23 protein-coding genes, 3 tRNA genes and 1 pseudogene are annotated in these 25,731 nt (G+C 58.8%); 8 read left to right on the forward strand and 19 right to left on the reverse strand.

The genetic code is table 11. From position 1 onward, the window contains the following. The first annotated feature begins 2 nt into the window (after nucleotides 1-2). Entirely contained in the window at nucleotides 3-1,040 is a 1,038-nt protein-coding gene (locus AB4N42_RS22005) for an AraC family transcriptional regulator (protein ID WP_460115345.1), read from the forward strand. A 298-nt stretch (nucleotides 1,041-1,338) separates the two neighbouring features. Here the strand turns inward: AB4N42_RS22005 and AB4N42_RS22010 are convergent, their stop codons facing one another. From AB4N42_RS22010 to AB4N42_RS22055, 10 genes are all read right to left on the reverse strand, one after another. Then, nucleotides 1,339-2,196: a DUF2242 domain-containing protein gene (locus tag AB4N42_RS22010; protein WP_460115348.1), complete on the reverse strand. Its 858-nt coding sequence runs from the start codon at nucleotides 2,194-2,196 to the stop codon at nucleotides 1,339-1,341. 224 nt (nucleotides 2,197-2,420) lie between these two features. After that, nucleotides 2,421-4,292, reverse strand: coding sequence for a SurA N-terminal domain-containing protein (locus AB4N42_RS22015; protein WP_460115349.1), 1,872 nt, complete (start codon nucleotides 4,290-4,292; stop codon nucleotides 2,421-2,423). Between the two features lie 224 nt (nucleotides 4,293-4,516). Next, nucleotides 4,517-4,789 (reverse strand): HU family DNA-binding protein, encoded by a 273-nt coding sequence (locus AB4N42_RS22020; RefSeq protein WP_008077714.1) that lies wholly within the window; start codon nucleotides 4,787-4,789, stop codon nucleotides 4,517-4,519. A gap of 149 nt (nucleotides 4,790-4,938) precedes the next feature. After that, nucleotides 4,939-7,335, reverse strand: coding sequence for an endopeptidase La (gene lon / locus AB4N42_RS22025; RefSeq protein WP_460115350.1), 2,397 nt, complete (start codon nucleotides 7,333-7,335; stop codon nucleotides 4,939-4,941). Nucleotides 7,336-7,497: 162 nt separating this feature from the next. Beyond that, a complete protein-coding gene (clpX, locus tag AB4N42_RS22030; protein ID WP_030140022.1) occupies nucleotides 7,498-8,781 on the reverse strand; it encodes an ATP-dependent Clp protease ATP-binding subunit ClpX in 1,284 nt (427 codons plus the stop codon). Nucleotides 8,782-8,893: 112 nt separating this feature from the next. Then, nucleotides 8,894-9,529: an ATP-dependent Clp endopeptidase proteolytic subunit ClpP gene (gene clpP, locus AB4N42_RS22035; RefSeq protein WP_030140021.1), complete on the reverse strand. Its 636-nt coding sequence runs from the start codon at nucleotides 9,527-9,529 to the stop codon at nucleotides 8,894-8,896. A 93-nt stretch (nucleotides 9,530-9,622) separates the two neighbouring features. Further along, nucleotides 9,623-10,933, reverse strand: a complete 1,311-nt coding sequence (tig, locus tag AB4N42_RS22040; protein ID WP_030140020.1) for a trigger factor — start codon at nucleotides 10,931-10,933, stop codon at nucleotides 9,623-9,625. Between the two features lie 423 nt (nucleotides 10,934-11,356). After that, nucleotides 11,357-11,441, reverse strand: a tRNA-Leu gene (locus tag AB4N42_RS22045). Between the two features lie 59 nt (nucleotides 11,442-11,500). After that, nucleotides 11,501-11,576: transfer RNA gene (locus AB4N42_RS22050), tRNA-His, on the reverse strand. A 40-nt stretch (nucleotides 11,577-11,616) separates the two neighbouring features. Next, nucleotides 11,617-11,693, reverse strand: a tRNA-Arg gene (locus tag AB4N42_RS22055). Between the two features lie 281 nt (nucleotides 11,694-11,974). Between AB4N42_RS22055 and folD the strand changes: the two genes are divergently transcribed. Together folD and pbpG are read left to right on the forward strand one after the other, a co-directional pair. Then, complete coding sequence (gene folD, locus AB4N42_RS22060; RefSeq protein ID WP_030140019.1) at nucleotides 11,975-12,829, forward strand: bifunctional methylenetetrahydrofolate dehydrogenase/methenyltetrahydrofolate cyclohydrolase FolD; 855 nt, start codon at nucleotides 11,975-11,977, stop codon at nucleotides 12,827-12,829. Between the two features lie 329 nt (nucleotides 12,830-13,158). After that, nucleotides 13,159-14,097 (forward strand): D-alanyl-D-alanine endopeptidase, encoded by a 939-nt coding sequence (pbpG, locus tag AB4N42_RS22065; RefSeq protein WP_198797795.1) that lies wholly within the window; start codon nucleotides 13,159-13,161, stop codon nucleotides 14,095-14,097. A gap of 50 nt (nucleotides 14,098-14,147) precedes the next feature. On the opposite strand, the gene AB4N42_RS22070 is transcribed toward pbpG, so the two are convergent. Beyond that, nucleotides 14,148-14,351 carry a DUF6021 family protein gene (locus tag AB4N42_RS22070; protein ID WP_039589130.1) on the reverse strand — a complete coding sequence of 68 codons (204 nt, stop codon included), beginning with the start codon at nucleotides 14,349-14,351 and terminating at the stop codon, nucleotides 14,148-14,150. 101 nt (nucleotides 14,352-14,452) lie between these two features. After that, complete coding sequence (locus tag AB4N42_RS22075) at nucleotides 14,453-15,130, reverse strand: peptidase C39 family protein (RefSeq protein ID WP_198797796.1); 678 nt, start codon at nucleotides 15,128-15,130, stop codon at nucleotides 14,453-14,455. Between the two features lie 267 nt (nucleotides 15,131-15,397). Between AB4N42_RS22075 and AB4N42_RS22080 the strand changes: the two genes are divergently transcribed. Next, on the forward strand, nucleotides 15,398-15,553 hold the full coding sequence (locus tag AB4N42_RS22080) for a hypothetical protein (RefSeq protein WP_187293323.1): 156 nt from the start codon (nucleotides 15,398-15,400) through the stop codon (nucleotides 15,551-15,553). 67 nt (nucleotides 15,554-15,620) lie between these two features. Here AB4N42_RS22080 and AB4N42_RS22085 read toward each other — a convergent pair whose 3' ends face one another. Both AB4N42_RS22085 and AB4N42_RS22090 read right to left on the reverse strand, forming a co-directional pair. Further along, nucleotides 15,621-16,370 (reverse strand): TerC family protein, encoded by a 750-nt coding sequence (locus AB4N42_RS22085; RefSeq protein WP_030140015.1) that lies wholly within the window; start codon nucleotides 16,368-16,370, stop codon nucleotides 15,621-15,623. A gap of 28 nt (nucleotides 16,371-16,398) precedes the next feature. Continuing rightward, complete coding sequence (locus AB4N42_RS22090; protein ID WP_460115352.1) at nucleotides 16,399-16,662, reverse strand: hypothetical protein; 264 nt, start codon at nucleotides 16,660-16,662, stop codon at nucleotides 16,399-16,401. A 136-nt stretch (nucleotides 16,663-16,798) separates the two neighbouring features. Here AB4N42_RS22090 and nhaR point away from each other — a divergent pair, with 136 nt between their 5' ends. Then, on the forward strand, nucleotides 16,799-17,695 hold the full coding sequence (nhaR, locus tag AB4N42_RS22095; protein ID WP_030140013.1) for a transcriptional activator NhaR: 897 nt from the start codon (nucleotides 16,799-16,801) through the stop codon (nucleotides 17,693-17,695). Here nhaR and AB4N42_RS22100 read toward each other — a convergent pair. After that, a complete protein-coding gene (locus AB4N42_RS22100; RefSeq protein ID WP_030140012.1) occupies nucleotides 17,692-18,846 on the reverse strand; it encodes an MFS transporter in 1,155 nt (384 codons plus the stop codon). The two genes, nhaR and AB4N42_RS22100, sit on opposite strands and share 4 nt — an antisense overlap. A 281-nt stretch (nucleotides 18,847-19,127) precedes the next feature. On the opposite strand from AB4N42_RS22100, the gene sstT reads away from it, so the two are divergent. Next, complete coding sequence (sstT, locus tag AB4N42_RS22105; RefSeq protein ID WP_030140011.1) at nucleotides 19,128-20,360, forward strand: serine/threonine transporter SstT; 1,233 nt, start codon at nucleotides 19,128-19,130, stop codon at nucleotides 20,358-20,360. A gap of 72 nt (nucleotides 20,361-20,432) precedes the next feature. Here sstT and AB4N42_RS22110 read toward each other — a convergent pair whose 3' ends face one another. Next, the gene (locus AB4N42_RS22110) at nucleotides 20,433-20,942 is read right to left on the reverse strand and encodes a DUF1993 domain-containing protein (protein WP_030140010.1); all 510 of its coding nucleotides are present in this window, start codon (nucleotides 20,940-20,942) and stop codon (nucleotides 20,433-20,435) included. 130 nt (nucleotides 20,943-21,072) lie between these two features. On the opposite strand from AB4N42_RS22110, the gene AB4N42_RS22115 reads away from it, so the two are divergent. After that, nucleotides 21,073-21,720 (forward strand): YceH family protein, encoded by a 648-nt coding sequence (locus AB4N42_RS22115; RefSeq protein WP_460115355.1) that lies wholly within the window; start codon nucleotides 21,073-21,075, stop codon nucleotides 21,718-21,720. Nucleotides 21,721-21,725: 5 nt separating this feature from the next. On the opposite strand, the gene AB4N42_RS22120 is transcribed toward AB4N42_RS22115, so the two are convergent. Continuing rightward, nucleotides 21,726-22,547, reverse strand: a complete 822-nt coding sequence (locus tag AB4N42_RS22120) for a shikimate 5-dehydrogenase (RefSeq protein WP_030140008.1) — start codon at nucleotides 22,545-22,547, stop codon at nucleotides 21,726-21,728. A gap of 247 nt (nucleotides 22,548-22,794) precedes the next feature. On the opposite strand from AB4N42_RS22120, the gene AB4N42_RS22125 reads away from it, so the two are divergent. Then, nucleotides 22,795-23,145, forward strand: coding sequence for a hypothetical protein (locus AB4N42_RS22125; RefSeq protein WP_198797801.1), 351 nt, complete (start codon nucleotides 22,795-22,797; stop codon nucleotides 23,143-23,145). 82 nt (nucleotides 23,146-23,227) lie between these two features. On the opposite strand, the pseudogene AB4N42_RS22130 reads toward AB4N42_RS22125, so the two are convergent. Beyond that, nucleotides 23,228-24,750 (reverse strand): annotated as a pseudogene (locus AB4N42_RS22130) (nucleobase:cation symporter-2 family protein). Between the two features lie 138 nt (nucleotides 24,751-24,888). After that, nucleotides 24,889-25,710 carry an arylamine N-acetyltransferase family protein gene (locus AB4N42_RS22135; protein ID WP_407684176.1) on the reverse strand — a complete coding sequence of 274 codons (822 nt, stop codon included), beginning with the start codon at nucleotides 25,708-25,710 and terminating at the stop codon, nucleotides 24,889-24,891. Between the last annotated feature and the right edge of the window lie 21 nt (nucleotides 25,711-25,731).

Consider the following 25,731-nt stretch of genomic DNA (forward strand, 5'->3'; position numbering starts at 1 on the left):
ACATGAAGCCGCAACCGATGCGCCTGGGCGACCTGTCCGTAGGTTTCGTCCACAGCCTCGCTGATGCAGTGGCCAGCCATGGGCAGGATCCTCTGCCACTGCTTGAACAGTACGGCCTCGATGCGGCGCGCCTGGCCGAACCCGGGGCTCGCCTGTCGATTCCGCGCTACATGCGCCTGGGTCATGCCGCGATCCAACTGACCCGGGATCCGGCCCTGGGCCTGCGCATGGGCCAGCTCAGCCGCTTGAGCCAGGCCGGGCTGGCCGGCGTCACCGCGGCGCAAGCACCTACCGTGCGCGAAGCCGCACGCTGCATGATCCGCTTCGAACCCCTGTACGGTTCCAACTACCGTGGGCAATCGAGTTTCCACGAGGATGCCAGAGGTGCTTGGCTACGGTTCTATTCCATCAGTCCGTATAACGCCTATAACCGCTTTGTCGTGGATTCGATCATCGCCGGCTGGCTCCAACAGCTGTCCAGCATAAGCGACGTCCCGCTGCGGGCTGAACGTATCGAAATCGAATTCCAGGAGCCGGAGTACCTGGAGGCCTATCGTGTTTTAGGCGAGTGCCCGATCCAGTTCGGCGCCGAACAGAACCAACTGCGCCTGGGCCTGGACAATCTTGCCCAGCGCAACCGCCAGCATTGCCCAAGCACCTGGCACCATCTGGTTCAATTATGTGAGCGGGAATTGGAGCAACTGACACGAACCCGCAGCTTGCGTGAGCGCATCATCCAATTGCTGGGACCGTTGCTCAATGGCGGACGGGAGCCGGATCTCGAAGAAGTGGCCATGCGCCTGAAGTTGCCGACCTGGACGTTGCGTCGCAAGCTGGCTGAAGAAGGTACGCAATACAGGGCCATTCTCAACGACACCCGCCGAGACCTGGCCATGACGTACATTCGCGACACGGAACTGGCCTTCGGCGAAATCGCCTACCTGCTCGGGTTTGCCTCAGCCGAGGCGTTTCAGCGTGCTTTCAAGCGCTGGAACAACCAGACGCCGGGAGAGTTTCGTCGCAGTCGCAAGGGCGCTTGAGCGTCGCTCTTTGACGCATACCGCGGCAGCTACCTGGCCTACCTACAGCTCCGTCGCGTCTTCGGCGGGCTCCAACGGATCCAGCTCATACGCCTGATATTCCAGCAGCTCTTCCTGATAGTCATCCATTGCGTGTCCTTCCCAATTCGTTGAACCAGTGCCTGAAGGCCTGGAGTCAGCATAAGGCTGCTTTATGAACAAAACATGAAGCCGAGGCCTCATGAATTAAACGTAGCACAGCATCGGGAATTTAAAGCCGGCAGATGTAGCAAGGGATTACCTCCCTCCCTACATCGACTCAGGACGCAGGAAGCGGCTGGATGGGCTCGGTCGGCGCCGGCAGGGAACTGGCCGGTGGCGGCGTAATGGTTTCCGTCGACGAAGGTGCAGAGGACTCGGGCTCGCTGGGGGCAATCGGCGCGGGTTCGACCGGTGGTGCGACCGGCTCCGACACAGCGGGGGCGGGTTCGACCGGCGTCGCAGGTGCAGGGGCTGGCGTCGGTTCGGGTGCCTGCAGCGCCGCCGGCTGAGGGGCTGAAGGGGGAGCCAATGCAGCCGGTTCGGCCTTGGGCTCGGGAACGCCTAGCTCGGTTTTCGGTTTGTCGCCGGTCTCGACGGCTTTTTTTGCTTCCGGAGGCAGGAAGAGTTCCACCAACGTAAAGAAACGCTCGTAGAACTTGGCTGCCGACACGGTTTCGCTGGCCACCTTGACCATCGAATCATCCGAAGAGCCAATCGGCATCGACACAGACCCCAATACCCCCACGCCCAGGCTGGCGGAGTTATTGATTTTCTTCAGGGCATAACGGTCCTGCAGGGCATTGGCGAATATGGTCGCGCGATGTCCGGGGCCGCCGTCCTCGGCGCAGACCAGATTGAAACTGATCTCCATGTGGGTGTCACCGGTCTGCTGGAAACTCTTGTGACCGCTGACCAGCTTCGGATCGCTGCTGGTGATGATGTATCCCTGGCTGAGCAATGCCCGACGGCCCGCCTCACAGGTCGCCACATCAGTCACCGGATAAGTGCGCGAGAACGTGCCCGAATCATCAAAGTTCTCGTGCTCGTAGATGGCCGCCTTCTTGGAGGAACAACCGGTAGCGACGACCAGCAGCAATGCCAGCCCAACGGTGCGCATTTGAAATGATCTGAACATTGAACATCCTGGGGAAAACAGTCCGGCGCGTATTGTGCAACAGAACGCTGCCGGGCAGCTTGGCTAATCATGTCTCAAAGGGCTTACAAGTCTACGGGGGCTTCTCGACAGGAAAAAGACAAAACTCGACGAATCGACGAAACATCCCTATCCGTAGCAATACACAGATACAAAAAGACCCCGACCTTTCGGCCGGGGTCCTGACAAGCAAAACCTTCAGACCATCAGAAACGCTTGATGTCTGCCTGGCTTTCCAACTGCTTGCGATAAGCCGCGAAGTCCTGCTGGCCGACACGGGACGCCAGGTAGCGGCGATACTCGGCTTTTTCTGCCTCGGTCGGTGCCGCCGCTTCGTTTACGCCGTTCAAGCGCAACACCGTCACGCTGCCGTCAGCCAAGGTCACGCTGGCAAACGTCGGCTTGTCCTTCGACTCAGGCTTGGGCATGCGGAACAACGCCTGCAACACGGCAGGGTCAACACCCTCCTGGCCACGGGTAGCCGCTTCGACGGCTTTCCAGCCTTGGCCATTGACGGGCTTGTCCAACGCAGCCTTGCCATCACGCAGGCTGGCGATCAGCTCGTCGGCGCGAGTCTTGGCTGCCGCGCTGGCGTGCTCCTTGGCCAACTGGGCGCGGATAGGACCGGCCACGCTTTCCAGCGGCATTTGCTCAGGCTTGCGGTGCTCCTTGGCACGCAGCACCACGACCGTTTCCGGGTCCAGTTCGATGGCGGTGCTGTTGGCGCCCTCCTCCAGGACTTCCGGGCTGAACGCAGCAGTGACTACGGCGCGGTTGGCCGCAATCCCTTCACCGCCTTCACGACCGAACGGCGCCGACGTATGCACGGTCAGCTTCAGGTCCTGGGCCGGTTGGGCGAGGTCCGAAGCTTCGAACGACGCATCTTCCAATTGCTTGGTCGCTTCAACGAAGCGTTGCTCCACCTGCTGGGTCTTCAATTCGCGAGTGAGCTTGTCCTTCAGGCTCGCAAAGGTCGGAACCTCAGGTGCTTCCACGCCCAGCAGCTTGATCAGGTGCAAGCCGAAATCGGTTCGCACCGGCGCCGATACCTGATCCTTGTTCAAGGCGTACAGCGCCTTTTCAAACTCGGGGTCGTAGACACCTGGCCCGGCATAACCCAGGTCACCGCCATTGTTTGCCGAACCCGGGTCCTGGGAGTATTCCTTCGCCAACGCCTCGAACGATTCGCCTTTGGCCAGGCGAGCCTGGATTTCCTCGATTTTCGCCTTGGCCTGGGCTTCGGTGACCTTGTCGTTCACTTCGATCAGGATATGCGCAGCCCGTCGTTGTTCAGACAGATTGGCGATCTCTTTCTGATAGGCCGCTTGCAAATCTTCGTCGTTGACGCTGACTTGGTCGAAGAACGACGCTTTCTTCAATTCAAGGTAATCGATGACAACCTGGTCAGGCGTCATGAATTCCTTGGCATGCTGGTCGTAGTAAGCCTTGACCTCGTCGTCGGTCAACTTCACCGCCGATGGATCTGCCTTGACGGTCAGGGTGGCGAAGTCACGCGTCTGCTTTTCCAGGCGGGCGAACGCCAGCACCTGGGCATCGGTGACGAAGCCGCTGCCGGCCAGGCCGGCGCGCAATTGGCCGATCAGCATTTCCTGGGCCAACATCTGGCGGAATTGCAAGCGACCATAACCCAACTGGCGAATCACTTGATCGAAACGCTCGGGGCTGAACTTGCCGTCGACCTGAAACTCAGGCGTTTGCAGGATCACTTGGTCCAGCGCGGCTTCGGAGAACGCGAATTTCGCGTCATGGGCACCTTGCAACAGCAATTTGCGATCGATCAGGCCCTTGAGCGCCGAGTCGCGCAGCATTTTTTCGTCCAACAACGAAGCGTCGAAATCCTTGCCCAACTGTTGCATGAGCTGGCGGCGTTGCATGTCGACCGCCTGGCTCAGCTCGTTCTGGCTGATGTTTTCGCCGTTGACCTTGGCCGCTTCGTTACTGTTGGTGGTGGCTTTGAAAATGGCATCGAAACCGGTCAACGCCATCAATGCGACGATGACCCCGATGATGGTCTTGGCAATCCAGCCTTGTGAATTGTCCCTGATATTCTGCAGCATGCGTCCCCCAGAAACGGTTGAACTTCAAATTTAGGCAACCGTGGAGCGTGGGTAGAATCCGGATAGAAGAAAGGCGCATCCGAGGATGCGCCTTCTCGTAACTGGCGGAGCGGACCGGGCTCGAACCCGCGAGCCCTGGCGTGACAGCCCGGATGTTACCGGACGCATTACCGCTCCGCTGCCAAGCCAGGCATGACCCCGACCCGGATAAACTCGATGAAACCTTAGTTAACGGCTTCTTTCAGCGCTTTACCAGCTTTGAAGCCTGGCTTTTTGGCAGCAGCGATCTGCAGCGTCTTGCCGGTCTGCGGGTTGCGACCAACACGAGCTGGACGATCGGTAACGGAGAACGTACCGAAACCAACCAGAACAACAGAGTCGCCAGCCTTGAGAGCGCCAGTGACGGATTCGATTACAGCGTCCAGCGCACGGCCAGCAGCAGCTTTCGGGATATCAGCGGATGCAGCGATAGCATCAATCAGTTCCGACTTGTTCACTCTAAGTCCCCTTATATCTATTTTGAGATGATTCTAAGTTTTTTTGGTGAAAGCAAAAACGAGTGCTGAATGGCCTGCAGACACTTAAGAGCCGCTTTATAACAAGGGCTCTAAAAAACTGTCAAGGAAGCCCCCCAGGCAAATGCGTATTAATGCGTGCTAATTCTTTCCTTAGAGTCAGACTCTCGCTTTTCTTCCTTCGCGACAATCTCCGGAGCCACATCCGGCAAGGGCTCCGGCGCGTATTGCAGCGCAATTTGCAGGACCTCGTCAATCCATTTAACCGGTTTGATCTGAAGATCCTGCTTGATGTTGTCAGGAATTTCCTTCAGATCACGAACATTCTCTTCAGGAATGATCACGATCTTGATGCCACCACGGTGAGCCGCCAGCAGTTTTTCCTTCAGGCCGCCAATCGCCAGCACCTGGCCACGCAGGGTGATTTCCCCGGTCATGGCCACATCGGCCCGCACCGGAATGCTGGTCAGCGCCGATACCAATGCCGTGCACATGCCTACGCCAGCACTCGGACCGTCCTTGGGCGTCGCACCTTCAGGCATGTGGATATGGGTGTCGCGCTTTTCATGGAAATCCAGCGGAATGCCCAGGCTACGAGCACGGCTGCGAACAACCGTCAGCGCCGCAGTGATCGATTCGACCATGACATCCCCCAGGGAGCCGGTCTTGATCAACTGGCCCTTGCCCGGTACGACGGCGGCTTCGATGGTCAACAGCTCGCCACCGACTTGCGTCCACGCCAGGCCGGTCACCTGCCCGATCTGGTCCTGCTGCTCCGCCAGGCCGTAGCGGAATTTGCGCACGCCCAGGAAATGCTCCAGCGAGTCCGAAGTCACCTTGACCGCAAAGCGTTTCTCCAGAGCATGTTCCTTCACCGCCTTGCGGCAGACCTTGGCGATCTGACGCTCCAGGCCACGTACACCGGCCTCGCGAGTGTAGTAACGAATGATGTCGCGGATCGCTTCCTCGTCGAATTCCAGCTCGCCCTTTTTCAGGCCATTGGCCTGGATCTGCTTCGGCGAAAGGTATTTGACGGCGATGTTGATCTTCTCGTCTTCGGTGTAGCCCGGCAGACGAATCACCTCCATCCGGTCCAGCAACGCTGGCGGAATATTCATCGAGTTGGAGGTGCAAAGGAACATCACGTCCGACAGGTCGTAATCAACTTCCAGATAGTGGTCGTTGAAGTTGTGATTCTGCTCGGGATCGAGCACTTCGAGCAACGCAGATGCCGGATCACCGCGCATATCGCTGCCCATCTTGTCGATTTCATCCAAGAGGAACAGAGGGTTGCGCACGCCCACCTTTGTCATCTTTTGAATCAATCTTCCTGGCATGGAGCCGATGTACGTCCGACGATGGCCGCGAATTTCAGCCTCGTCACGCACGCCACCCAGTGCCATCCGAACGAACTTGCGGTTGGTGGCGTGGGCAATCGATTCCGCCAGGGAGGTTTTACCGACCCCCGGAGGCCCAACCAGGCACAGCACCGGGCCACGAATCTTTTTCACGCGTTTTTGCACGGCGAGGTATTCAAGGATGCGCTCCTTGACCTCTTCCAGACCGTAGTGGTCCGCATCCAGGATGTCTTCGGCACGCGCCAGGTCCAGGCGAACCTTGCTCTGGGCCTTCCACGGCACCTGGACCAGCCAGTCGATGTAGGAACGCACCACGGTGGCTTCGGCCGACATCGGCGACATCTGCTTGAGTTTGTTCAGCTCGGCCTGGGCCTTGGCAAGGGCATCCTTTGGCAGGCCGGCGGCATCGATGCGCTTCTTCAGCTCTTCGATTTCGTTATGACCTTCATCGCCGTCGCCGAGCTCTTTCTGAATGGCCTTCATCTGCTCGTTCAGGTAGTACTCGCGCTGGCTGCGCTCCATCTGTTTCTTCACGCGCCCGCGAATGCGCTTCTCGACCTGCAGCAAGTCGATCTCGCCATCGAGCAAGGCCAGTACGTGTTCGACACGGGCCGACAAATCGATGATTTCAAGAATTTCCTGCTTCTGCTCGATCTTGAGGGCCATGTGGGCCGCCATCGTGTCGACCAGGCGTCCGGGCTCGTCGATGCTGTTGAGCGACGACAGGACCTCGGCAGGCACCTTCTTGCCCAATTGCACGTACTGTTCGAACTGCGACAGCAGGCTGCGGACAAACACCTCGGATTCACGCTCCGGCGCATCGACTTCGTCGATCAGCGAGACCTCGGCACGGCAATACCCGTCCACTTCGCTGAAACGCTCGACTGCCCCACGCTGCTCGCCTTCAACCAGGACCTTGACGGTGCCGTCGGGCAGCTTGAGCAATTGCAGGACCGTTGCAATCGTACCTACGCGATAAAGTGCGTCTTCGCCGGGATCGTCGTCGGCAGGATTTCTCTGAGCGATCAGAAGAATCTGCTTATCACCCGTCATCGCGGCCTCAAGGGCTTCGATGGACTTCTCGCGCCCCACGAACAGCGGGATAACCATGTGCGGATACACCACGACATCGCGCAATGGCAGGAGAGGCAATTCGATGGTTGTCTTCATGATTTCGCCTCTACGGCGGCCATAAGGCCGTAAACAGATGGAAGTAAGCTTGAAACCAAGATGGGGGCAGCCTTCAAAAAAAACAAGCGCTAAGACACGTCTAAAACGCGCTAATAGCAAAGGGGCCCGAAGGCCCCTTCTTTTATTTCAACTGCGGGACACTCACGCGTCCGGTGCAGCCTTGGCAGCCGGCTCACTGTTTTCGTAGATATACAGTGGCTTGGACTTGCCTTCTATGACGCTTTCGTCGATGACGACCTTGCTGACGTCGGACTGCGACGGGATCTCGTACATCGTGTCCAGCAATACGCCTTCGAGAATCGAACGCAACCCACGGGCACCGGTTTTACGCTCCAGGGCACGCTTGGCGACGGATTTCAGCGCGTCGGAACGGAATTCCAGGTCTACACCTTCCATTTCGAACAGCTTGGCATATTGCTTGGTCAGGGCGTTCTTCGGCTCGGTAAGAATCTGCATCAACGCCGCTTCATCCAACTCATCCAATGTCGCCAGGACCGGCAGACGGCCGACGAACTCAGGGATCAGACCGAACTTGACCAAATCGTCAGGCTCGACTTCACGCAGGGATTCACCAACCTTCTTGCCTTCTTCCTTGCTGCGCACTTCGGCGTTGAAGCCGATGCCGCCGCGAGTGGAACGATTCTGGATGACCTTTTCGAGGCCAGAGAACGCACCACCACAGATGAACAGGATGTTACGGGTGTCGACCTGCAGGAACTCCTGCTGCGGATGCTTGCGACCGCCCTGGGGCGGAACGGAGGCAACCGTGCCTTCGATCAACTTCAGCAAGGCCTGCTGCACGCCTTCACCGGAAACGTCCCGGGTGATCGACGGGTTGTCGGACTTGCGGGAAATCTTGTCGATTTCGTCGATGTAGACAATACCCATCTGGGCTTTTTCCACATCGTAATCGCACTTTTGCAGCAGCTTCTGAATGATGTTCTCGACGTCCTCACCCACATAACCCGCCTCGGTGAGGGTGGTTGCGTCGGCGATGGTGAACGGAACGTTCAGCAAGCGGGCCAGGGTCTCGGCCAGCAGGGTCTTACCCGAGCCTGTCGGGCCGATCAGCAGGATGTTGCTCTTGCCGAGCTCGACCTCGTCATTCTTCTTGTCACGCTGGTTCAGGCGCTTGTAGTGGTTGTATACCGCTACGGCCAGTACCTTTTTTGCGCGCTCCTGACCGATTACATACTGGTCAAGGATGCCGCTGATTTCTTTGGGCGAAGGCAACTTATGCGCGCTGCTCTCGGCCTGGGCTTCCTGCACCTCCTCACGGATGATGTCATTGCACAGGTCGACGCACTCGTCGCAAATGAAGACCGAGGGGCCGGCAATCAATTTGCGTACTTCATGCTGGCTTTTGCCACAGAAGGAGCAATAAAGCAGTTTGCCGTTGTCCTCGCCGTTGCGGGTGTCAGTCATTCGATCGATCCAAATCCGATAGGCTTGCAACACAAGATGAAGGCAATTGCGGGCTTTTTCAAGCCCGCAGGTGATCGGACATGCCGACCACCCTCATTTTGAGCGGCTTATATTAAGCGGGGCGCTGGCTGATCACTTCGTCGATCAGGCCATATTCACGTGCGGCTTCGGCGCTCATGAAGTTGTCGCGGTTCGTATCGCGCTCGATTTCTTCAAGGGTGCGCCCGCTGTGCTTGGCCATCAAGGTGTTGAGGCGCTCGCGAATGAAGAGGATTTCCTTGGCATGGATCTCGATATCCGATGCCTGGCCCTGGAAACCGCCCAGTGGCTGGTGAATCATCACACGCGAGTTAGGCAGGCAGTAACGCTTGCCCTGAGCACCGGCGGTCAGCAAGAACGCACCCATGCTGCACGCCTGGCCGATACAAGTGGTCGAGACGTTCGGCTTGATGAACTGCATGGTGTCGTAGATCGACATGCCGGCAGTCACCGAACCGCCCGGCGAGTTGATATAGAGATGGATGTCCTTGTCCGGGTTTTCCGCTTCAAGGAACAGCAGTTGTGCACAGATCAGGTTGGCCATGTAGTCCTCAACCGGGCCCACCAGAAAAATCACTCGCTCCTTGAGCAGACGCGAGTAGATGTCATAGGCACGTTCGCCACGGGCGGACTGCTCGATAACCATCGGGACCAGACCGCCTGCGGCCTGGATGTCAGAGCTCTGCTGATAAAAAGAATTGCGGGACATGTCTCGCAGTCACTCCCAAATAGTTATGTCTTGAATACGCATAAGCCAGCGCGAAGGCTGGCTTATGGGTGTGTGTTTCTTACCGCGAAACCATCAATCGGCTTGTGGAGCTTCCACCGGCTTGACCGCTTCTTCGTAAGAGACCGCTTTGTCGGTCACGCTAGCTTTCTGCAGAACAGTATCCACAACTTGTTCTTCCAGCACAACCGAACGGACTTCGTTCAGTTGCTGGTCGTTCTTGTAGTACCAGGACACGACCTGCTCAGGTTCCTGGTAGGCCGAGGCCATTTCCTGGATCAGTTCGCGAACACGGGCTTCGTCAGGCTTGAGTTCGAATTGCTTGACCACTTCGGCAACGATCAGACCCAGCACGACGCGGCGCTTGGCTTGCTCTTCGAACAGCTCGGCAGGCAGTTGGTCTGGCTTGATGTTGCCACCGAACTGCTGGACGGCCTGCACGCGCAGACGGTTCACTTCGTTGTCCAGAAGGGCCTTTGGCACTTCGATCGGGTTGGAGGCCAGCAGACCGTCCATGACCTGGTTCTTCACCTTGGACTTGATGGCCTGGCGCAGCTCACGCTCCATGTTCTTGCGAACTTCGGCGCGGAAACCTTCCAGCCCGGTTTCCTTGATACCGAACTGGGCGAAGAACTCTTCGTTCAGCTCAGGCAGCTTCGGCTCGGAAACGCTGTTGACGGTCACGGTGAACTCAGCGGCTTTGCCAGCCAGGTCCAGGTTCTGGTAGTCCTCTGGGAAGGTCACGTTCAGGACGCGCTCTTCGCCAGCCTTGGCGCCGACCAGGCCATCTTCGAAACCTGGGATCATGCGACCGGAGCCCAGCACCAGCTGGGTGCCCTTGGCGGAGCCGCCAGCGAACACTTCACCGTCAACCTTGCCGACGAAGTCAATGTTCAGTTGATCTTCGGTCTGGGCAGCACGATCAGCCACTTCGAAACGGGTGTTCTGCTTGCGCAGGATGTCCAGCATCTTGTCCAGGTCGGCGTCCGACACGTCAGCGCTCAGGCGCTCGACGGCAATGGACTCGAAACCGGCGACAGTGAACTCAGGGAACACTTCGAACGTGGCAACGAACTCGAGGTCCTTGCCTTTTTCCAGCACTTTAGGCTCGACGGAAGGAGCGCCAGCCGGGTTCAGCTTCTGCTCGACCACAGCTTCGTAGAACGAAGACTGGATCACGTCGCCCACGGCTTCCTGGCGCGCATCAGCTTCATAACGCTGACGAATCACGCTCATTGGCACTTTGCCTGGGCGGAAACCTGGAATCTTGGCCTTTTGGGCAGTCTGCTGCAGACGCTTGTTGACCTGAGTCTCGATACGCTCAGCTGGCACGGTGATGCTCATGCGGCGCTCAAGAGCAGAAGTATTTTCAACAGAAACTTGCATGGATATTCCTCGTTGCACAGACGTTGGCCGGGCGTTTCCGACCCCAGAATCAAGGGCATGCATTCTAGTAGGTCAAACTCAAGAAGTCACCCTACTGAAAACGCGCAGGAAACAGGCGCCGAATTAAGGAGCGGGACAATCGGTCATGCCCCGCCCGGTTTGCAAATACAGTCACTCATCGCCAAGGCTCTGCAAAGCGCTTCTATATATAGAAGCGTCATTTCCAACAACCTGGCATGCCGCCTCCAGAGGAAGGCCGGCGAACCTGTCGAGCATCATCGCGAAACACTTTTGCGACGAATCGACTACGACGCGTCCGCGTGAAAACCAGCGCAGACGCGAACACACAACCCATGAAAACAAAAACGGCGCAGCCCTTTTCAGGTTCTGCGCCGTTCTCTGCTAATTAAATAGCCACTTGTATGGTGCGGACGGAGAGACTCGAACTCTCACACCTTGCGGCGCTGGAACCTAAATCCAGTGTGTCTACCAATTCCACCACATCCGCGTTTCAAGCTGTTTAAAGCAAAGGCGCCAGACCGTTAAATCTGGCGCCTTTCTAGAATATGGGGTGGACGATGGGGATCGAACCCACGACAACGGGAGTCACAATCCCGTGCTCTACCAACTGAGCTACGCCCACCATATTGCCTTGTTGCGTTACTTGTGCCAAAGCTGCCTAATGGCGCACCCGGCAGGACTCGAACCTGCGACCATCCGCTTAGAAGGCGGATGCTCTATCCAGCTGAGCTACGGGCGCCTTTTTAATCTGTATTCTTGGACGATTACAAACTAAGTGCTTTCAGTTTTGCCGAGTTTAAACAACCAACTCCGCTCCACCTTCTTAACCAGTGCTAGGCTGTGCCCGACAAGTGCGACGAATGTTATAGACGGCCTGATAGGTCGTCAACTCTTTTCTGAAAAAAATTCATTTAATTAAAGGGCTTAGGGGAATTTGCAGACCAAGCGCCTTTGCCCTCACGCCTCGGCATGCGAGAATGCGTTCTCTTTTTTTCCCCTCTCGATGGTTAACCACGCGCAATGACTGCACAACTTATCGACGGCAAATCGATCGCCGCCAGCCTGCGCCAGCAGATCGCCCAACGAGTCACCGAGCGCCGCGAGCAAGGTCTGCGCACGCCCGGCCTGGCGGTGATCCTGGTCGGCAGCGATCCTGCCTCTCAGGTTTATGTCTCGCACAAGCGTAAAGACTGTGAAGAGGTCGGCTTCCTTTCCCAGGCCTACGACCTGCCTTCCGAAACCACTCAGCAGGCGCTGGCCGACCTGATCGACCGTCTCAATGACGATCCGAACATCGACGGCGTTCTGCTCCAGCTCCCGCTGCCAGAACACCTCGACGCCTCGAAACTGCTGGAGCGTATCCGCCCGGACAAAGACGTCGACGGCTTCCACCCTTATAACGTAGGCCGCCTCGCCCAACGCATCCCCCTGCTGCGCCCCTGCACCCCCAAGGGCATCATGACCTTGTTGGAAAGCACCGGCGTGGATCTTTATGGGCTCGACGCCGTCGTCGTGGGCGCATCCAATATCGTCGGCCGTCCGATGGCTATGGAATTGCTGCTGGCCGGTTGCACCGTCACCGTGACCCACCGTTTCACCAAGGACCTGGCGGGCCACGTCGGCCGTGCCGACCTGGTGGTCGTGGCGGCGGGCAAGCCAGGCCTGGTCAAGGGTGAGTGGATCAAGGAAGGCGCGATCGTCATCGACGTGGGCATCAATCGCCAGGACGACGGCAAGCTGGTGGGTGACGTGGTCTACGAGACTGCCCTGCCCCGCGCCGGCTGGATCACCCCGGTACCGGGCGGCGTCGGCCCGATGACCCGGGCCTGCCTGCTGGAGAACACGCTGTACGCGGCCGAAACGCTGCATAGCTGACAAAAGCCCCAACCAAACCTGTGGGAGCGAGCTTGCTCGCGATAGCGGTGCACCAGGCAACACACTTGTTGACTGGACACGACCCTATCGTGAGCAAGCTCGCTCCCACAGCTTTTTTCAGGGGCTGGAGCTTTGATCAGGCTCGTGGCGCTCGGATTACAAATTTTTCAGATCCGACTCGCCAGAATCCCCGTCCATTAAACTTTATTTATTCTTCAGCCCCGCTGGCATGGGCATATAGCGCTGTCCTCGCCCATACTCATAAAATGCGGCGTTTTTTCAACAAGCCGCTGTTTAATGGCCTTTTTAACTCCATCGAGTCTACTCGCGTGAAAATTCGTCTTTCGATCCTCAGCCTGTTTTTCGCTTTCTCAGGCACCTTCATCACGCAAAACGTCAATGCGCAGGAAACCATCGCGGCGCCACGGGACACATCGAAACTTCAAGTCGCCTCCGGCAGCGCCATCCTTTTGGATTTACAGACAGACAAAGTGGTCTATTCGAGCAATCCGGACGTCGTGGTGCCGATCGCATCGGTGACCAAGTTGATGACGGGCCTGATCGTGCTGGACGCCAAGCAGAACCTCGACGAATACATTTCCATGACCATCACCAACACACCGGAAATGAAAGGCGTGTTCTCCCGGGTCAAGCTCAACAGCGAACTGTCCCGCCGGGATACGTTGTTGATCGCACTGATGTCGTCGGAAAACCGCGCTGCGGCCAGCCTCGCCCATCACTATCCGGGCGGCTACGCGGCGTTTATCGCGGCAATGAATGCCAAGGCCAAGGCCCTCGGCATGACCAGCACCCATTACGTCGAGCCGACCGGCCTGTCTATCCACAACGTGTCGACCGCCCGCGACCTGACAAAACTCCTGATGGCCGCTCGCAAATACCCGCTGTTGAGTGAACTGAGCACCACCAAGGAAAAGACGGTGACGTTCCGTAAACCGGTCTACAGTCTCGGTTTCCGCAACACCGATCATCTGGTGCACAAGGCCAACTGGGACATCCAACTGACCAAGACCGGCTTCACCAACGAGGCAGGCCATTGCCTTGTCCTGTTGACCAAGATGGGGAATCGGCCGATGGCCTTGGTCATTCTCGATGCGTTCGGCAAATACACTCACTTCGCCGACGCCAGCCGTATCCGCAGCTGGGTGGAGACGGGGAAAAGCGCCAGCGTTCCGGCAGTCGCCTTGCAATACAAAGCCGCCAAGAACCTCAAGAGTCGCCAGAGCGGCGTGGTGGAAGCGTCCAAGTAAGGCGGATACGCCCACAATGAATAGCCCCGACTCGTCGGGGCTATTCACATTCAGGGCTTCAGATCGCCCAATGGATCATAAGGCCTGGAAGAAGGCGGATCCTGATCCTTCTCATCCCGGGGCGCCTTCGCGGGACCTATCGGGTCGACTTGAGGATCGTCGAGATCCGGTGAATCCGGATCGAACCCCAGATCGTCATCGCCGGATGAATGCTCGGAAGAATGCGGCCCCGAAGGTGTTTTCGACTGTGCCATTGCTGCCTCCTTGAATCATGGCCCGGAAACTCCAGGCCCTGACGATAAGAACCCGAGGCAAGCATGGTCGTGCCCGACAGGTGACGAACGGGGATGTCACTTCAGTGTGCGTTCCCCAATGCCTTGGTGGCGCGCGCTGCCGCCTGCTCCTGCCCTGACCCGGCCAATTCACCGGCGGCCTTCAGCCAACGCTGCGAGTCGACATTGGCCGGAAGCTGCGTAGGTTGCTGGACCAGCACCGCCCAACCCCCTGCGCCCTTGAATGCTGATTCGAACGCACTAAAACTCATCAACGATCGCCGGTTCATCCCGGAGCGCAGCAGCACGGTGCGTTTCTGTCGGTTATACCCCGCAAGAATGGCGTATCGCGGGCCCGACCAGAACGCCGAACCCTCGGTGTAGCGCAACAGCACGGGATAACCCGCCGCCACCTGTTCAAGCAACGCGCCAAGCTCGCTGTCGAGCGGATAGACCACGAGCCCATACTCTCGCGCCAGGGTTTGCAGGTTCTGCTGCAACCGAGGCTCGCCACCCGGCAAGTGCAGAGGTTTTTCCAACAGTCCCGGGGTGATGACGGTGCCCTGCAAAGTCAGCAGCGCCGCCAGCGACTGCGGGGCGCCCTGATACATTTCGCCCCTATAGAACGGCACGCTGTTGAGTTCCACCCGTTCGGGCAGGCGCTGGATCTGCGGCGACACGCTCCCCGCGCACCCCACCAGGGCGACGAGGCAGGACGCCGCCAGTACCAGTGATCGAAAAGATGAAATGACCGACGACATGACGACTCTCTCGTTAAAGCAGACCCGGCATCCGGGCCGGGCTTGGGCTTGGGCTTGGGCTTGGGCTTGGGCTTGGGCTTGGGCTTGGGCGGACGATCATAAGGCGCCCGCAAGCCTGGGTATAGCCATTAACGACAGTTTCACCCTCGCAATAGAACGAACCGATCCGTTGGTCGATTCTACGGACCGACTGCTCGTAACACTTCAGCGACTAGACTGTCCATTGTAATGAGTGCATTGCCCGGCCTTGGGCAGAAGGAGGCACAGATGAGCCTGACGACGACTATTCTGATGCTGATATTCGGCTGGTTGAGCGTAGCCACCGCCATGTTATGGGGCGTGTTGCGGATCGCCCGGCGTCACCATCACAGCCCTGCGCGGCAAAACTCGAAACCCGCCAGGGGCCACGCCGCGGCACATTGATATTTATCGGCCTCTCATGAAAAAAGCCGCCCCGGCGTTGGACCGGGGCGGCTTTTTTCACGTTGAATCAGTTGTTCTCGACCATCGCCTTTTCCCTGGCGCGCCGGGACAACATGTTCAACACCTCGATCGCCGCCGAGAAGGCCATCGCCGCATAGATATAACCCTTAGGCACATGGGCACCGAAACCTTCGGCGATCAGCGTCATGCCGATCATGATCAGGAAGCCCAGGGCCAACATGACCACGGTGGGGTTGTCATTGATGAACTTCGCCAACGGCTCGGCCGCCAGCAGCATCACCAGGACCGAAACCACCACGGCAATGATCATGATCGGCAGGTGCTCGGTCATGCCCACCGCTGTAATGATGCTGTCGATGGAAAACACCAGGTCAAGCATCAGGATCTGACCGATCGCGGCGGCAAAACCCAGGGTAACGCCAGACGAGGCCGACTTGGGGTCGTTGGGCGCCGGGTCCATGCTGTGGTGAATCTCGGTGGTGGCTTTCCATAGCAGGAACAGGCCGCCAGCAATCAGGATCATGTCCTTCCATGAAAACGCCTGGCCGAGGATTTCGATGACCGGCTCCGTCAACTGCACGATGAAGGCGATGGTGCTCAACAGGCCCAGGCGCAGGATCAGCGCCATGCCGATGCCTACCCGTCGTGCCTTGACACGGTGTTGCTCGGGCAGCTTGTTGGTCAGAATCGAAATGAAGATCAGGTTATCGATGCCGAGCACGATTTCCATGACAACCAGGGTTGCAAGGGCAATCCAGGCGGTGGGGCTGGCGGCGAGTTGTAACAGATAATCCATGGGTCAGTCCTGACTCGATTAGACGGGGTTAGAGGGTCTTGGTGGAGGTTTCAGATTCTTCAGCGTCTTCTTCAGGCGCTTTCTTGGGACTGATCAGCCCACCCGTGGCGTCGCTGAGGGCTTGTTCGGCCGCCTTGTGCGTATCGTCAATGGCCTGCTTGGCCGTTTTGACCGCTTGTTCCTTCAATTGCTGGGCAAGTTGCTGAGCGCTTTTTTCCGCTTGTTCACAGCCCACCAGGGCCACCGACGACAACGACAGCAAGGCTGCGAGCCCCAGGTTTCTATGCATCATGGACAGTGCCTCTCAGAGAATAGACCGAGCACAAAAGATGGCTCACCGATGGCCCGGAATTCTAGAGACGGAAATACTTCAGGAAAATTCGTATTTTTGGCGGTTATACTTCGGTTTTTACGAAGCGGCCAATGTCATGCTCAATTATCGGCAGTTGCATTATTTCTGGGTGGTGGCGAAAACCGGGAGCATTGTGCGTGCCTGCGAGCAACTGAACCTGACCCCACAGACCATCAGCGGACAGATTTCGCTGTTCGAACAGACCTATAACATCAAGCTGTTCCGCCGTGTCGGACGCCAACTGGAACTGACCGAGGCCGGCCGCCAGACATTGCCGTATGCCGAGCATATGTTCCAACTGGGCGGCGAACTGGAACTGATGCTGCGGGCGCAGCCCAACGAGCAGCAAACATTGTTTCGGGTCGGGGTGGCGGATGTCGTGCCCAAATCGATTGTCTATCGGCTGCTGGCGCCGACCATGGAACTGACTGAACCGCTGCGCATCACCTGTCGCGAAGACAAGCTCGAACGGCTGTTGGCAGACCTGGCAATCCAGCGCCTGGACCTGGTGATTTCCGACAGCCCGATGCCGAGCCACCTGGATATCAAGGGCTTCAGCCAGAAGCTGGGAGAATGCGGAATCAGTTTTTTCGCCACCGCCGCGCTGGCCGATCGTCATGGACGGGATTTCCCCCACGGCCTGCATGACGCCCCGCTGCTGATCCCTGGGCCGGAAACCGTGATCCGCAGCCGCCTGCAACGCTGGTTCGCCGAGCAGCAGATCCAACCGCGCATCGTCGGTGAATTCGACGACAGCGCGCTGATGCAGGCGTTTGGTCAATCCGGCAGCGGGATTTTCATCGGCCCCAGCGTGATCGCTGAAGAGGTCAAGCGGCAATACGGCGTGCAAGTCATCGGCCAGACTGATGCAGTGAGCGAGTCCTTCTACGCCATCTCCGTGGAGCGCAAGGTCAGCCATCCGGGCATCGTCGCCATCGCCGAAGGTGCGCGCCGCGAGCTGTTCAGCGTCTAAGCGCAGGCCGCACGAGGCTTGAAGGTCATCAAAAGCAACGCCAACAATATCGATACCAGGATGAATCCGGCCGCCGCGAAACCGACATTGCCCAACCCCAGGGTATCAATGACCCGCCCGCCCACCATCGCGCCCAGGCCAATGCCCAGGTTGGCGCCAGCGATGTTCAGCGACGCCGCGAACGCCGGTGCCTCGGGTGCGGCTTTCATCAGCCGTACGTGGCTGACCAGAAACAAAGCCGCTTGGGTCACCCCCCAAATCCCCATCGCAGCCGCCAGACCCAGAGTCGAATGAATGCTTGGCACCAGTGCCACCATGCCGCCGATCATGAACAGGCAGAACACCATCGACGCGATCAACGGGTGCCGGTCCACCGCGCGACCGCCCAGGGAATTGCCCAGCAAGCCCACGGCGCCGAAGCCCATCAAGCACCAGCCCACGAGCGTGCCGTCGAAGCCGGCCAGGCGTTCAAGAATATCCGCCAGGTAGGTATAGGCAGTGAACATGCCGCTGAAGACCAGGATCGAAAGCAGCACATGCCCTTGCATCAAAGGGCTGCGCAAGATCTTGAATTGCGAGCGAAAGCTCACCTGATGCTGATGCAGGTTCGTCTTCGGCAGGTAAATGAACAGCAGCAGCGCCTTGGCAAACGCGATGACCGCCAGGATCGCAAAAGCACTGCGCCAGCCAAACGCATCGGAGATCAGCGTGCCCACCGGGATGCCGAACACGGTGGCGCAGACGATGCCGAAACCGATCCTGGCGATGGCACGCCCGGCGAACTGCGGCCCGACGATGTCCACCGCCGTTTCACTGGCCAACGCCCAGAACACTGGCAGGCCCAGCGCCGGGATCAACCGGGCAACGGCCATCACCCAGATATTCGGAGCCAGCGCTGCCAACGTGTTGGCCAGGCCGAACATCACCAGCACGCTGATGAACAATTTGCGCCGCTCGACACGGGCGAACCAGGCGGTCAGGAACGGCCCGAACGCCGCCACCGTAAACGCAAACAAGGTCACCAGCAGCCCGGCCTGGGGAATGCTGACCTGAAGATCGCGGGCAATGGCGGGGAGCAGGCCGACGATGATGAATTCCGTGGTCAGCACCGTAAATCCGGCGGCAGACAACAGGAAGATGGGCAACAGCATGCAAGACTCCAGCAAAACGACGACACCAGCGTTAGCCAAGGGCCCGCTGGAGATATTGAAAGGTGAGGAAAACAAAGCCTAACAGAATGTTCCTTCCGGCAAAATGCGCTTAAACGTGCGGGTGACGGATCGTCACAGGTCCGTCAGATTTTTCGTCGGGCTGTGATAAAGTCCGCGGCCTGCAAATTGCTCCACCTTCTTTTCGGTCCAGCTGATGTGGCCTGCCCGCTTGTTGCCCTGATTGGCTGACCGTTGCACATAAAAAAATCAGAGATGCCGTTATGACTGCTGTGTCCCCTTCACTTTTGCAACGCCTCAAACAGACTGGCCTGGTCACGCGAATCATCATCGGCCTGATCGCCGGTATTGTCCTGGCATGGCTGGCGCCAGATCTGGCGAAATCCACCGAGTTCATCGGCAAGGTGTTTGTATCCGCGCTCAAGGCCGTGGCGCCGATCCTGGTGTTCGTACTCGTCATGGCCTCCATCGCCAACCACAAGCACGGCCAGGAAACCCACATCCGGCCCATCCTGTTCCTGTATCTGCTGGGTACTTTTGCCGCGGCAGTGGTCGCGGTCATTGCCAGCACGTTGTTCCCCTCCAGCCTGGTGCTGGCCACCCAGGACGTTGCCGTCACGGCGCCAGGCGGCATCAGCGAAGTATTGCAAAGCCTGGCGCTCAGCGTGGTCGATAACCCGGTCCGTGCGTTAATGACCGGCAACTTCATCGGCATCCTGGCCTGGGCCATCGGCATGGGCATCGCCATTCGCCACGCGGGCCAAACCACGCGCACCGTGCTGGAAGACCTGTCCAACGGCGTGACGGTGATCGTACGGCTGGTCATCAGCTTCGCCCCGCTGGGGATTTTCGGACTGGTGGCCTCGACCCTCGCCACCTCCGGTTTCAGCGCCCTGCTCGGCTACCTGCACCTGTTGACCGTGCTGATCGGCTGCATGCTGTTCGTGGCGCTGGTGGTCAATCCGCTCATCGTGTTCTGGAAACTGCGTCGCAACCCGTACCCACTGGTGTTCACCTGCCTGCGCGAGAGCGGCATCACCGCGTTCTTCACCCGCAGCTCGGCGGCGAACATTCCGGTGAACCTGGAACTGAGCAAACGTCTTGGCCTGCATGAAGATACTTACTCGGTTTCCATCCCGTTGGGCGCTACCATCAACATGGCCGGCGCGGCCATCACCATCACGGTCCTGACATTGGCGGCCGTGCATACGCTCGGCATTGTGGTGGATGTGCCAACGGCCGTGCTGTTGAGCGTCGTCGCAGCGATCTGCGCCTGCGGTGCTTCCGGCGTTGCCGGTGGTTCGCTGTTGCTGATCCCGCTGGCGTGCAGCCTGTTCGGTATCCCCAGTGAAATCGCCATGCAGGTGGTTGCGGTGGGCTTCATCATCGGTGTGCTGCAGGATTCGGCTGAAACGGCTTTGAACTCCTCCACCGATGTCTTGTTCACGGCGGCGGCTTGCCTGGGCGAGGAAGAGCGAGCGCAGCGTACTGCGTAAACCGTACAGCCCCGCAAAAAAGAAAAGCCCGGAACGGCTCGCACCGTTCCGGGCTTTTTCATGGCGGTGGCTTTAGAAAGCGCCCATGTAATCACGCTTGCCCACTTCCACGCCGTTATGACGCAACAATGCGTACGCGGTCGTCACATGGAAGAAAAACTGCGGCAGGCCATAGGTCAGCAAATAATTCTGGCCAGTGAAGCGCTTCTCCTTCGGCGTGCCCGGACGCGTCACGATCTCGATGCCTTCCTTGCCATCGATCTGCTCAGGCTTGATCCCTTCGATGAAGGCCAGCACCTTGGTGATCAACGCTTGCAGCTCGGCGAAGGTGGTCTCGCTGTCGTCATATTTCGGCACCTCAACCTCGGCCAGGCGCGCGGAAACACCCTTGGCGAAGTCCACGGCGATCTGCACCTGGCGCACCAGCGGGAACATGTCAGGGAACAGGCGGGCCTGCAGGAAAGCGTTCGGGTCGATGTTCTTCGAAGTGGCGTGGGCCTCGGCCTTGTTCAGGACGTCGCTCAGGGCATTGAGCATCTGCTTGAAGACCGGGACGGAAGCGGCATACAGGGAAAGTGTCATGGCAATCTCATGCGAGTGATAGAAGGGAATACATCGAACGTGGGCGATTATAGCCACGGCTTGTTACGCACCTTGTCTTTTATTGCGCAAGGATTACGCTAGGCGGCTTCCACAGCATAGGGAACGCGCGATGAGCATCGAAGAACAAAGCCCGGCCGACGAACCACGGCTCACCAGCATAGAAATCCGCATTCTCGGTGCACTGATCGAAAAACAGGCCACCAATCCCGAGACCTATCCTTTCACCCTTAACGCCCTGGTGCTGGCCTGCAACCAGAAAACCAGCCGCGAACCGGTGACCAATCTCAATCCAGGCCAGGTCGGCCAGAGCCTGCGCGCCTTGGAAGGCCGCGGCTTTACCCGATTGGTCATGGGCAGCCGCGCCGACCGCTGGGAGCACCGGGTCGACAAGGCGCTGGAATTGGTGCCAGCCCAAGTGATCCTGATGGGCCTGCTGTTCCTGCGCGGCCCACAAACGGTCAATGAACTGCTGACCCGCAGCGGCCGCATGCACGATTTCGAAGACACCGAGCAGGTCGTGCATCAGCTTGAGCGCCTGATTGCCCGCGGCCTGGCGCTATTGGTTCCGCGCCAGGCCGGCCAACGTGAAGACCGTTATGTGCATGCCATGGGCGATCCGGCGGACATCGAGGCCATCCTCGCCGCCCGCCACCAGCCCGCCGAGCGCAACACCGCTGGCGGCGTGTCGCTGGAGCGCATCGAAGAGCTCGAAGCGCGCATCGCGGCGCTGGAGGAACGGCTGGCGCGGTTGGAATAACAGCGCTACGCGGCCCGGGCGAAAGCCACGGCTTTTTCGAACTGCTCCAGGTTGGGCCGCACGCCGGTGTACAGGACAAACTGCTCCAGGGCCTGGATCGCGATGACTTCCAGCCCTGTGATGACCCGCTTGCCTTCCGCCCTGGCGCGCACGATCAGCGGCGTTTCCGAGGGAATCGCCACGACATCGAACACGGTCTCGGCAGCGGTAATGGCGGACGGCTCGAATGCCAGCTGATCCGCCTCCACGCCCCCGGTCATTCCGATCGGCGTCACGTTGATCAGCATCTGTGGCCGACGCTCTCCCAGTTCGGCTTGCCAGTCGTAACCCAGGGAATCGGCCAGGGCGCGTCCGGTGGTTTCGTTGCGAGCGACGATCAGCCCGTTTTTGTAGCCCCCGTCGCGCAAGGCGCTGGCGACCGCCTTGGCCATGCCACCACTGCCCCGTAGCGCGAAGGTCGACTCCGTGGGCACGGCATGGCTTTTCAATAGTTGGGCGACGGCGATGTAATCGGTGTTATACGCCTTCAAATGGCCGTTGGTATTGACAATGGTGTTGATCGACTGGATCGCCGCAGCGGAAGAATCCAGCTCATCGACCAAGGCTATGCAAGCCTCCTTGAACGGCATCGATACACCGCATCCACGAATCCCCAGGGCGCGGATACCGCCCACGGCCCCGGGCAGGTCCTGGCTGCTGAACGCCTTGTAATAGAAGTTCAGCCCTAATTGTTCATACAAATGATTGTGGAAACGCAGGCCGAAATTGCCTGGGCGCCCCGACAGGGACATGCACAACTGGGTGTCTTTATTGGGATTCATTTGCATACGGGTCTCCTCGAGCACTTTTCGGACAAACGGAATCGCCGTCCTGACCGGTTTATTCGATGATCAGACACCGGGCGTAGCGCAGCGACTCGCCCGTTTGTGTAAAAAAATCAGCGACAGACCTTACACAATATTTACCCAACGGCGTCGCAAATCCTGGGAAAATCGCTGTCATAGCAAGTATCCCCGCGCCCCTACTTGGGTCTGTTGCAGACCACAGGCGCCGGGGCCGGAACGAGGAATCGCCATGAAACGCACACTCCCCATCATCGCCCTGCTCGTGGGGGCACTCGCGGTCACCGGCCAGGCATCCGCCCATGGTCGCGGTGGTTGGGAGGGGCCCGCAGTGTTCGGCGCCATCGTCGGCTCTGCCATCGTCGGCTCCGCGCTCATCAGCCGTGACCGGCCGGTGTACGTCCAACAGCCGGTGTATGTGCAACCGCAACCGGTCTATGTGCAGCAACCCCCACCGGTCTACTACCAGCCGCAGCCGGTGTACGTGGAACAACCGATCTACTACCGCCCGGCTCCGGTTTATTACGGGCCACCACGGGGCTATTACTACGGCCCGCCACGCGGTCATTACGGCCGCTGGTAATCAGTTATCAGGCAATAAAAAAGCAGCCTGCGGTCGATGACCGCAGGCTGCTTTTTTCATGAAGGAGTCCTGTTATCAGGATTCAGACATGCTCGCTGCTTTTCAGACGCGCCGGGCCATGCTCTGGCGCCAGATGGTCAGGCACCGCCACCACCGGTATCTCATTGCCATCGCAGTCGTGCAGTTTGCCGTCGCTGAAATAGTCGCCTTCGCGCAACGCGGCCAGATCCTGATACCGCAAGACCCGCTCGGTGCCGAGCGGCGAACACCGATTGTTGATCGGAATTACCGGCGGTGAGGTGGTTGAAGGCCAGGTTCAGGACAATTGCCATGATGGCCGAAGAGCTGATGCCGGAATGGAAAATAGTTGCGAACCAGCTTGGGAAATGATCGTAGAAGTTAGGCGCGGCGATGGGGATCATGCCGAAGCCGATGGACGTGGCGACGATGATCAGGTTGACGTTGTTGCGGTAATCGACCTTCGACAAGGTCCGGATACCGCTGGCCGCAACGGTACCGAACAGCACGATACCCGCACCGCCGAGTACCGACGTCGGCACGGCGGCAATCACCCGGCCCATGAACGGCAACAGCCCGAGCACCACCAGGAAAATCCCGCCAGTGGCCACCACGAAACGACTCTTGATACCGGTCACCGCCACCAGGCCGACGTTCTGGGCGAAGGCACTCTGGGTGAACGAGCCGAAGATCGGCGCGATCATGCTCGACAGCATGTCAGCGCGCAAGCCGTTGCCCAGCCGCCGGGAGTCGACCTTGGTGTCGATGATCTCGCCCACCGCCAGGATGTCGGCTGAGGTCTCCACCAGCGTCACCATGATCACAATGCACATCGACAGAATCGCAGCGATATGAAAGGTCGGCATGCCAAAGTGGAACGGCGTTGGGAAACCGAACATCGGGCCTTCGCTGACCGATGAAAAGTCGGCCATGCCCAGGAACACCGCAATGACCGTACCGATGACCATCGCCAGCAGGATCGACAGCCGGGAAATAGTCGCGCTGCCCATTTTGCTCAACAACAACACCAGTACCAGCGTCACAGCAGCCAAGCCGATGTTGGCCATGCTGCCGAAGTCAGGGGCGTGGCTATTGCCGCCCATCGCCCAGCGCGCCGCCACTGGCATCAGTGTCAGGCCGATAGTGGTAATGACGATGCCGGTCACCAGTGGCGGGAAGAACCGGGTGATCCGCGAAAACACCGGGGTGATCAACAGACCAATCAAGGAGGCGGCGATGACCGCGCCAAGGATCGCCTGGAAGCCCCCTTCACCACCGGTGCCAACAATCGCAACCATGGTCGCGACGCCTGAAAACGAAACACCTTGGACCAGTGGTAATTGGCAGCCAAAGAACGGCAGGCCAAGGGTTTGCAGCAGGGTCGCCAGCCCCCCCGCGAACAATGAGGCTGCGATGAGCAGACCGATGTCTGCCGAGCGACAGTCCGGCCGCCTGGCCGATGATCAAGGGCACCGCGACGATGCCGCCATACATGGTCAACACATGTTGCAGGCCGTAAGCCATATTCGCGCCGACGCCGAGGTTTTCGTCCTCGGGCCGTGGGAGTGAAACATGGGGCGTTTTCATGGTTCGGGGGTTCCCTGTTTTTTGTTATGCGCACACTGTATTCAAAACTCAGGACAAATGTCCATAGAGTTGTATACAACTTGTTGCCAGTGGCGGCATCAACAGGACTGCAATTTCCAAACCATAATGATCAAAACGTCACACCAATAGCTGCTCGATGGCCGGACGCAGCGACGCCAGTGGCGGCACTCGCAGGCTGAACTCATTCTCCAACAGCTCGATCAACTCATCGGCGTCGTTGATGGTGCGACGCTCGCTTTCATGCCCGATTCGGTGCAACGCATAGCTGTTGCCGTTCAGGGTCTTGCGCACCCCATCGCCGGTGCGAGCGACCATCAGGCGGCCCATGAACGGTGATTCCGGGTGGGAGCAGACGTACCAATTGCCGACGGTGAAGTCGATTTCCTCCTGGCGTTGCAGATCGAACAGGTACATCGGACGCCATTCATCGGCGACTTTTGCACGCAACAGATAGCCGTCCTCGTTGACGTCGATTCGATACGGCTCATGCGGGGTCAGTTGCATCTCGCGGCTATCCAGCAGCAGCGGCGCAGTCGGCACCATGCCGCCGAAGCCGACGTCGGTGATATAGCGAACATCATCGATTGTCACCAGGCTCAAGCGATGGGTCCGTGCAGTCCAGGCACCTTCGGGGGCATTCATGACCACCCGGCCGGTGATCGCGCGGGCATTGAAGCCAAGCGCCTGCAACAGCGCGAAGAACAGTTGATTGAGTTCGTAGCAATAGCCGCCGCGCCCCTGTTCGAAAACCTTCCGCTCCACCGACTCCAGGTCGATCGGCACGGGTTCGCGCAGCAGTGTCGAGAGCGTTTCAAAGGGGAACTCGGCAGTGTGGCGCCATTGAAGCTGGCGCAGCGTTTCAAGGGTGGGTGGCGGTGCCGAGTCGAAGCCCAGGCGTCGCAGATAACGACCGGTATCGCTCAGTCGAGGTTGGCTCATGGGGGACTTCCTTTCCTGTGG

The organism is Pseudomonas sp. H2_D02 (genome assembly GCF_054677635.1).

What these genes read in the sequence shown, in the direction of transcription:
- AB4N42_RS22005 (WP_460115345.1), top strand. Translation starts at nt 3, where the DNA reads ATGAAGCCGCAACCGATGCGCCTGGGCGACCTGTCCGTAGGTTTCGTC.
- AB4N42_RS22010 (WP_460115348.1), bottom strand. Translation starts at nt 2,196, where the DNA reads ATGTTCAGATCATTTCAAATGCGCACCGTTGGGCTGGCATTGCTGCTG.
- AB4N42_RS22015 (WP_460115349.1), bottom strand. Translation starts at nt 4,292, where the DNA reads ATGCTGCAGAATATCAGGGACAATTCACAAGGCTGGATTGCCAAGACC.
- lon (WP_460115350.1), bottom strand. Translation starts at nt 7,335, where the DNA reads ATGAAGACAACCATCGAATTGCCTCTCCTGCCATTGCGCGATGTCGTG.
- clpX (WP_030140022.1), bottom strand. Translation starts at nt 8,781, where the DNA reads ATGACTGACACCCGCAACGGCGAGGACAACGGCAAACTGCTTTATTGC.
- clpP (WP_030140021.1), bottom strand. Translation starts at nt 9,529, where the DNA reads ATGTCCCGCAATTCTTTTTATCAGCAGAGCTCTGACATCCAGGCCGCA.
- tig (WP_030140020.1), bottom strand. Translation starts at nt 10,933, where the DNA reads ATGCAAGTTTCTGTTGAAAATACTTCTGCTCTTGAGCGCCGCATGAGC.
- folD (WP_030140019.1), top strand. Translation starts at nt 11,975, where the DNA reads ATGACTGCACAACTTATCGACGGCAAATCGATCGCCGCCAGCCTGCGC.
- AB4N42_RS22070 (WP_039589130.1), bottom strand. Translation starts at nt 14,351, where the DNA reads ATGGCACAGTCGAAAACACCTTCGGGGCCGCATTCTTCCGAGCATTCA.
- AB4N42_RS22075 (WP_198797796.1), bottom strand. Translation starts at nt 15,130, where the DNA reads ATGTCGTCGGTCATTTCATCTTTTCGATCACTGGTACTGGCGGCGTCC.
- AB4N42_RS22080 (WP_187293323.1), top strand. Translation starts at nt 15,398, where the DNA reads ATGAGCCTGACGACGACTATTCTGATGCTGATATTCGGCTGGTTGAGC.
- AB4N42_RS22085 (WP_030140015.1), bottom strand. Translation starts at nt 16,370, where the DNA reads ATGGATTATCTGTTACAACTCGCCGCCAGCCCCACCGCCTGGATTGCC.
- AB4N42_RS22090 (WP_460115352.1), bottom strand. Translation starts at nt 16,662, where the DNA reads ATGATGCATAGAAACCTGGGGCTCGCAGCCTTGCTGTCGTTGTCGTCG.
- nhaR (WP_030140013.1), top strand. Translation starts at nt 16,799, where the DNA reads ATGCTCAATTATCGGCAGTTGCATTATTTCTGGGTGGTGGCGAAAACC.
- AB4N42_RS22100 (WP_030140012.1), bottom strand. Translation starts at nt 18,846, where the DNA reads ATGCTGTTGCCCATCTTCCTGTTGTCTGCCGCCGGATTTACGGTGCTG.
- sstT (WP_030140011.1), top strand. Translation starts at nt 19,128, where the DNA reads ATGACTGCTGTGTCCCCTTCACTTTTGCAACGCCTCAAACAGACTGGC.
- AB4N42_RS22110 (WP_030140010.1), bottom strand. Translation starts at nt 20,942, where the DNA reads ATGACACTTTCCCTGTATGCCGCTTCCGTCCCGGTCTTCAAGCAGATG.
- AB4N42_RS22115 (WP_460115355.1), top strand. Translation starts at nt 21,073, where the DNA reads ATGAGCATCGAAGAACAAAGCCCGGCCGACGAACCACGGCTCACCAGC.
- AB4N42_RS22120 (WP_030140008.1), bottom strand. Translation starts at nt 22,547, where the DNA reads ATGCAAATGAATCCCAATAAAGACACCCAGTTGTGCATGTCCCTGTCG.
- AB4N42_RS22125 (WP_198797801.1), top strand. Translation starts at nt 22,795, where the DNA reads ATGAAACGCACACTCCCCATCATCGCCCTGCTCGTGGGGGCACTCGCG.
- AB4N42_RS22135 (WP_407684176.1), bottom strand. Translation starts at nt 25,710, where the DNA reads ATGAGCCAACCTCGACTGAGCGATACCGGTCGTTATCTGCGACGCCTG.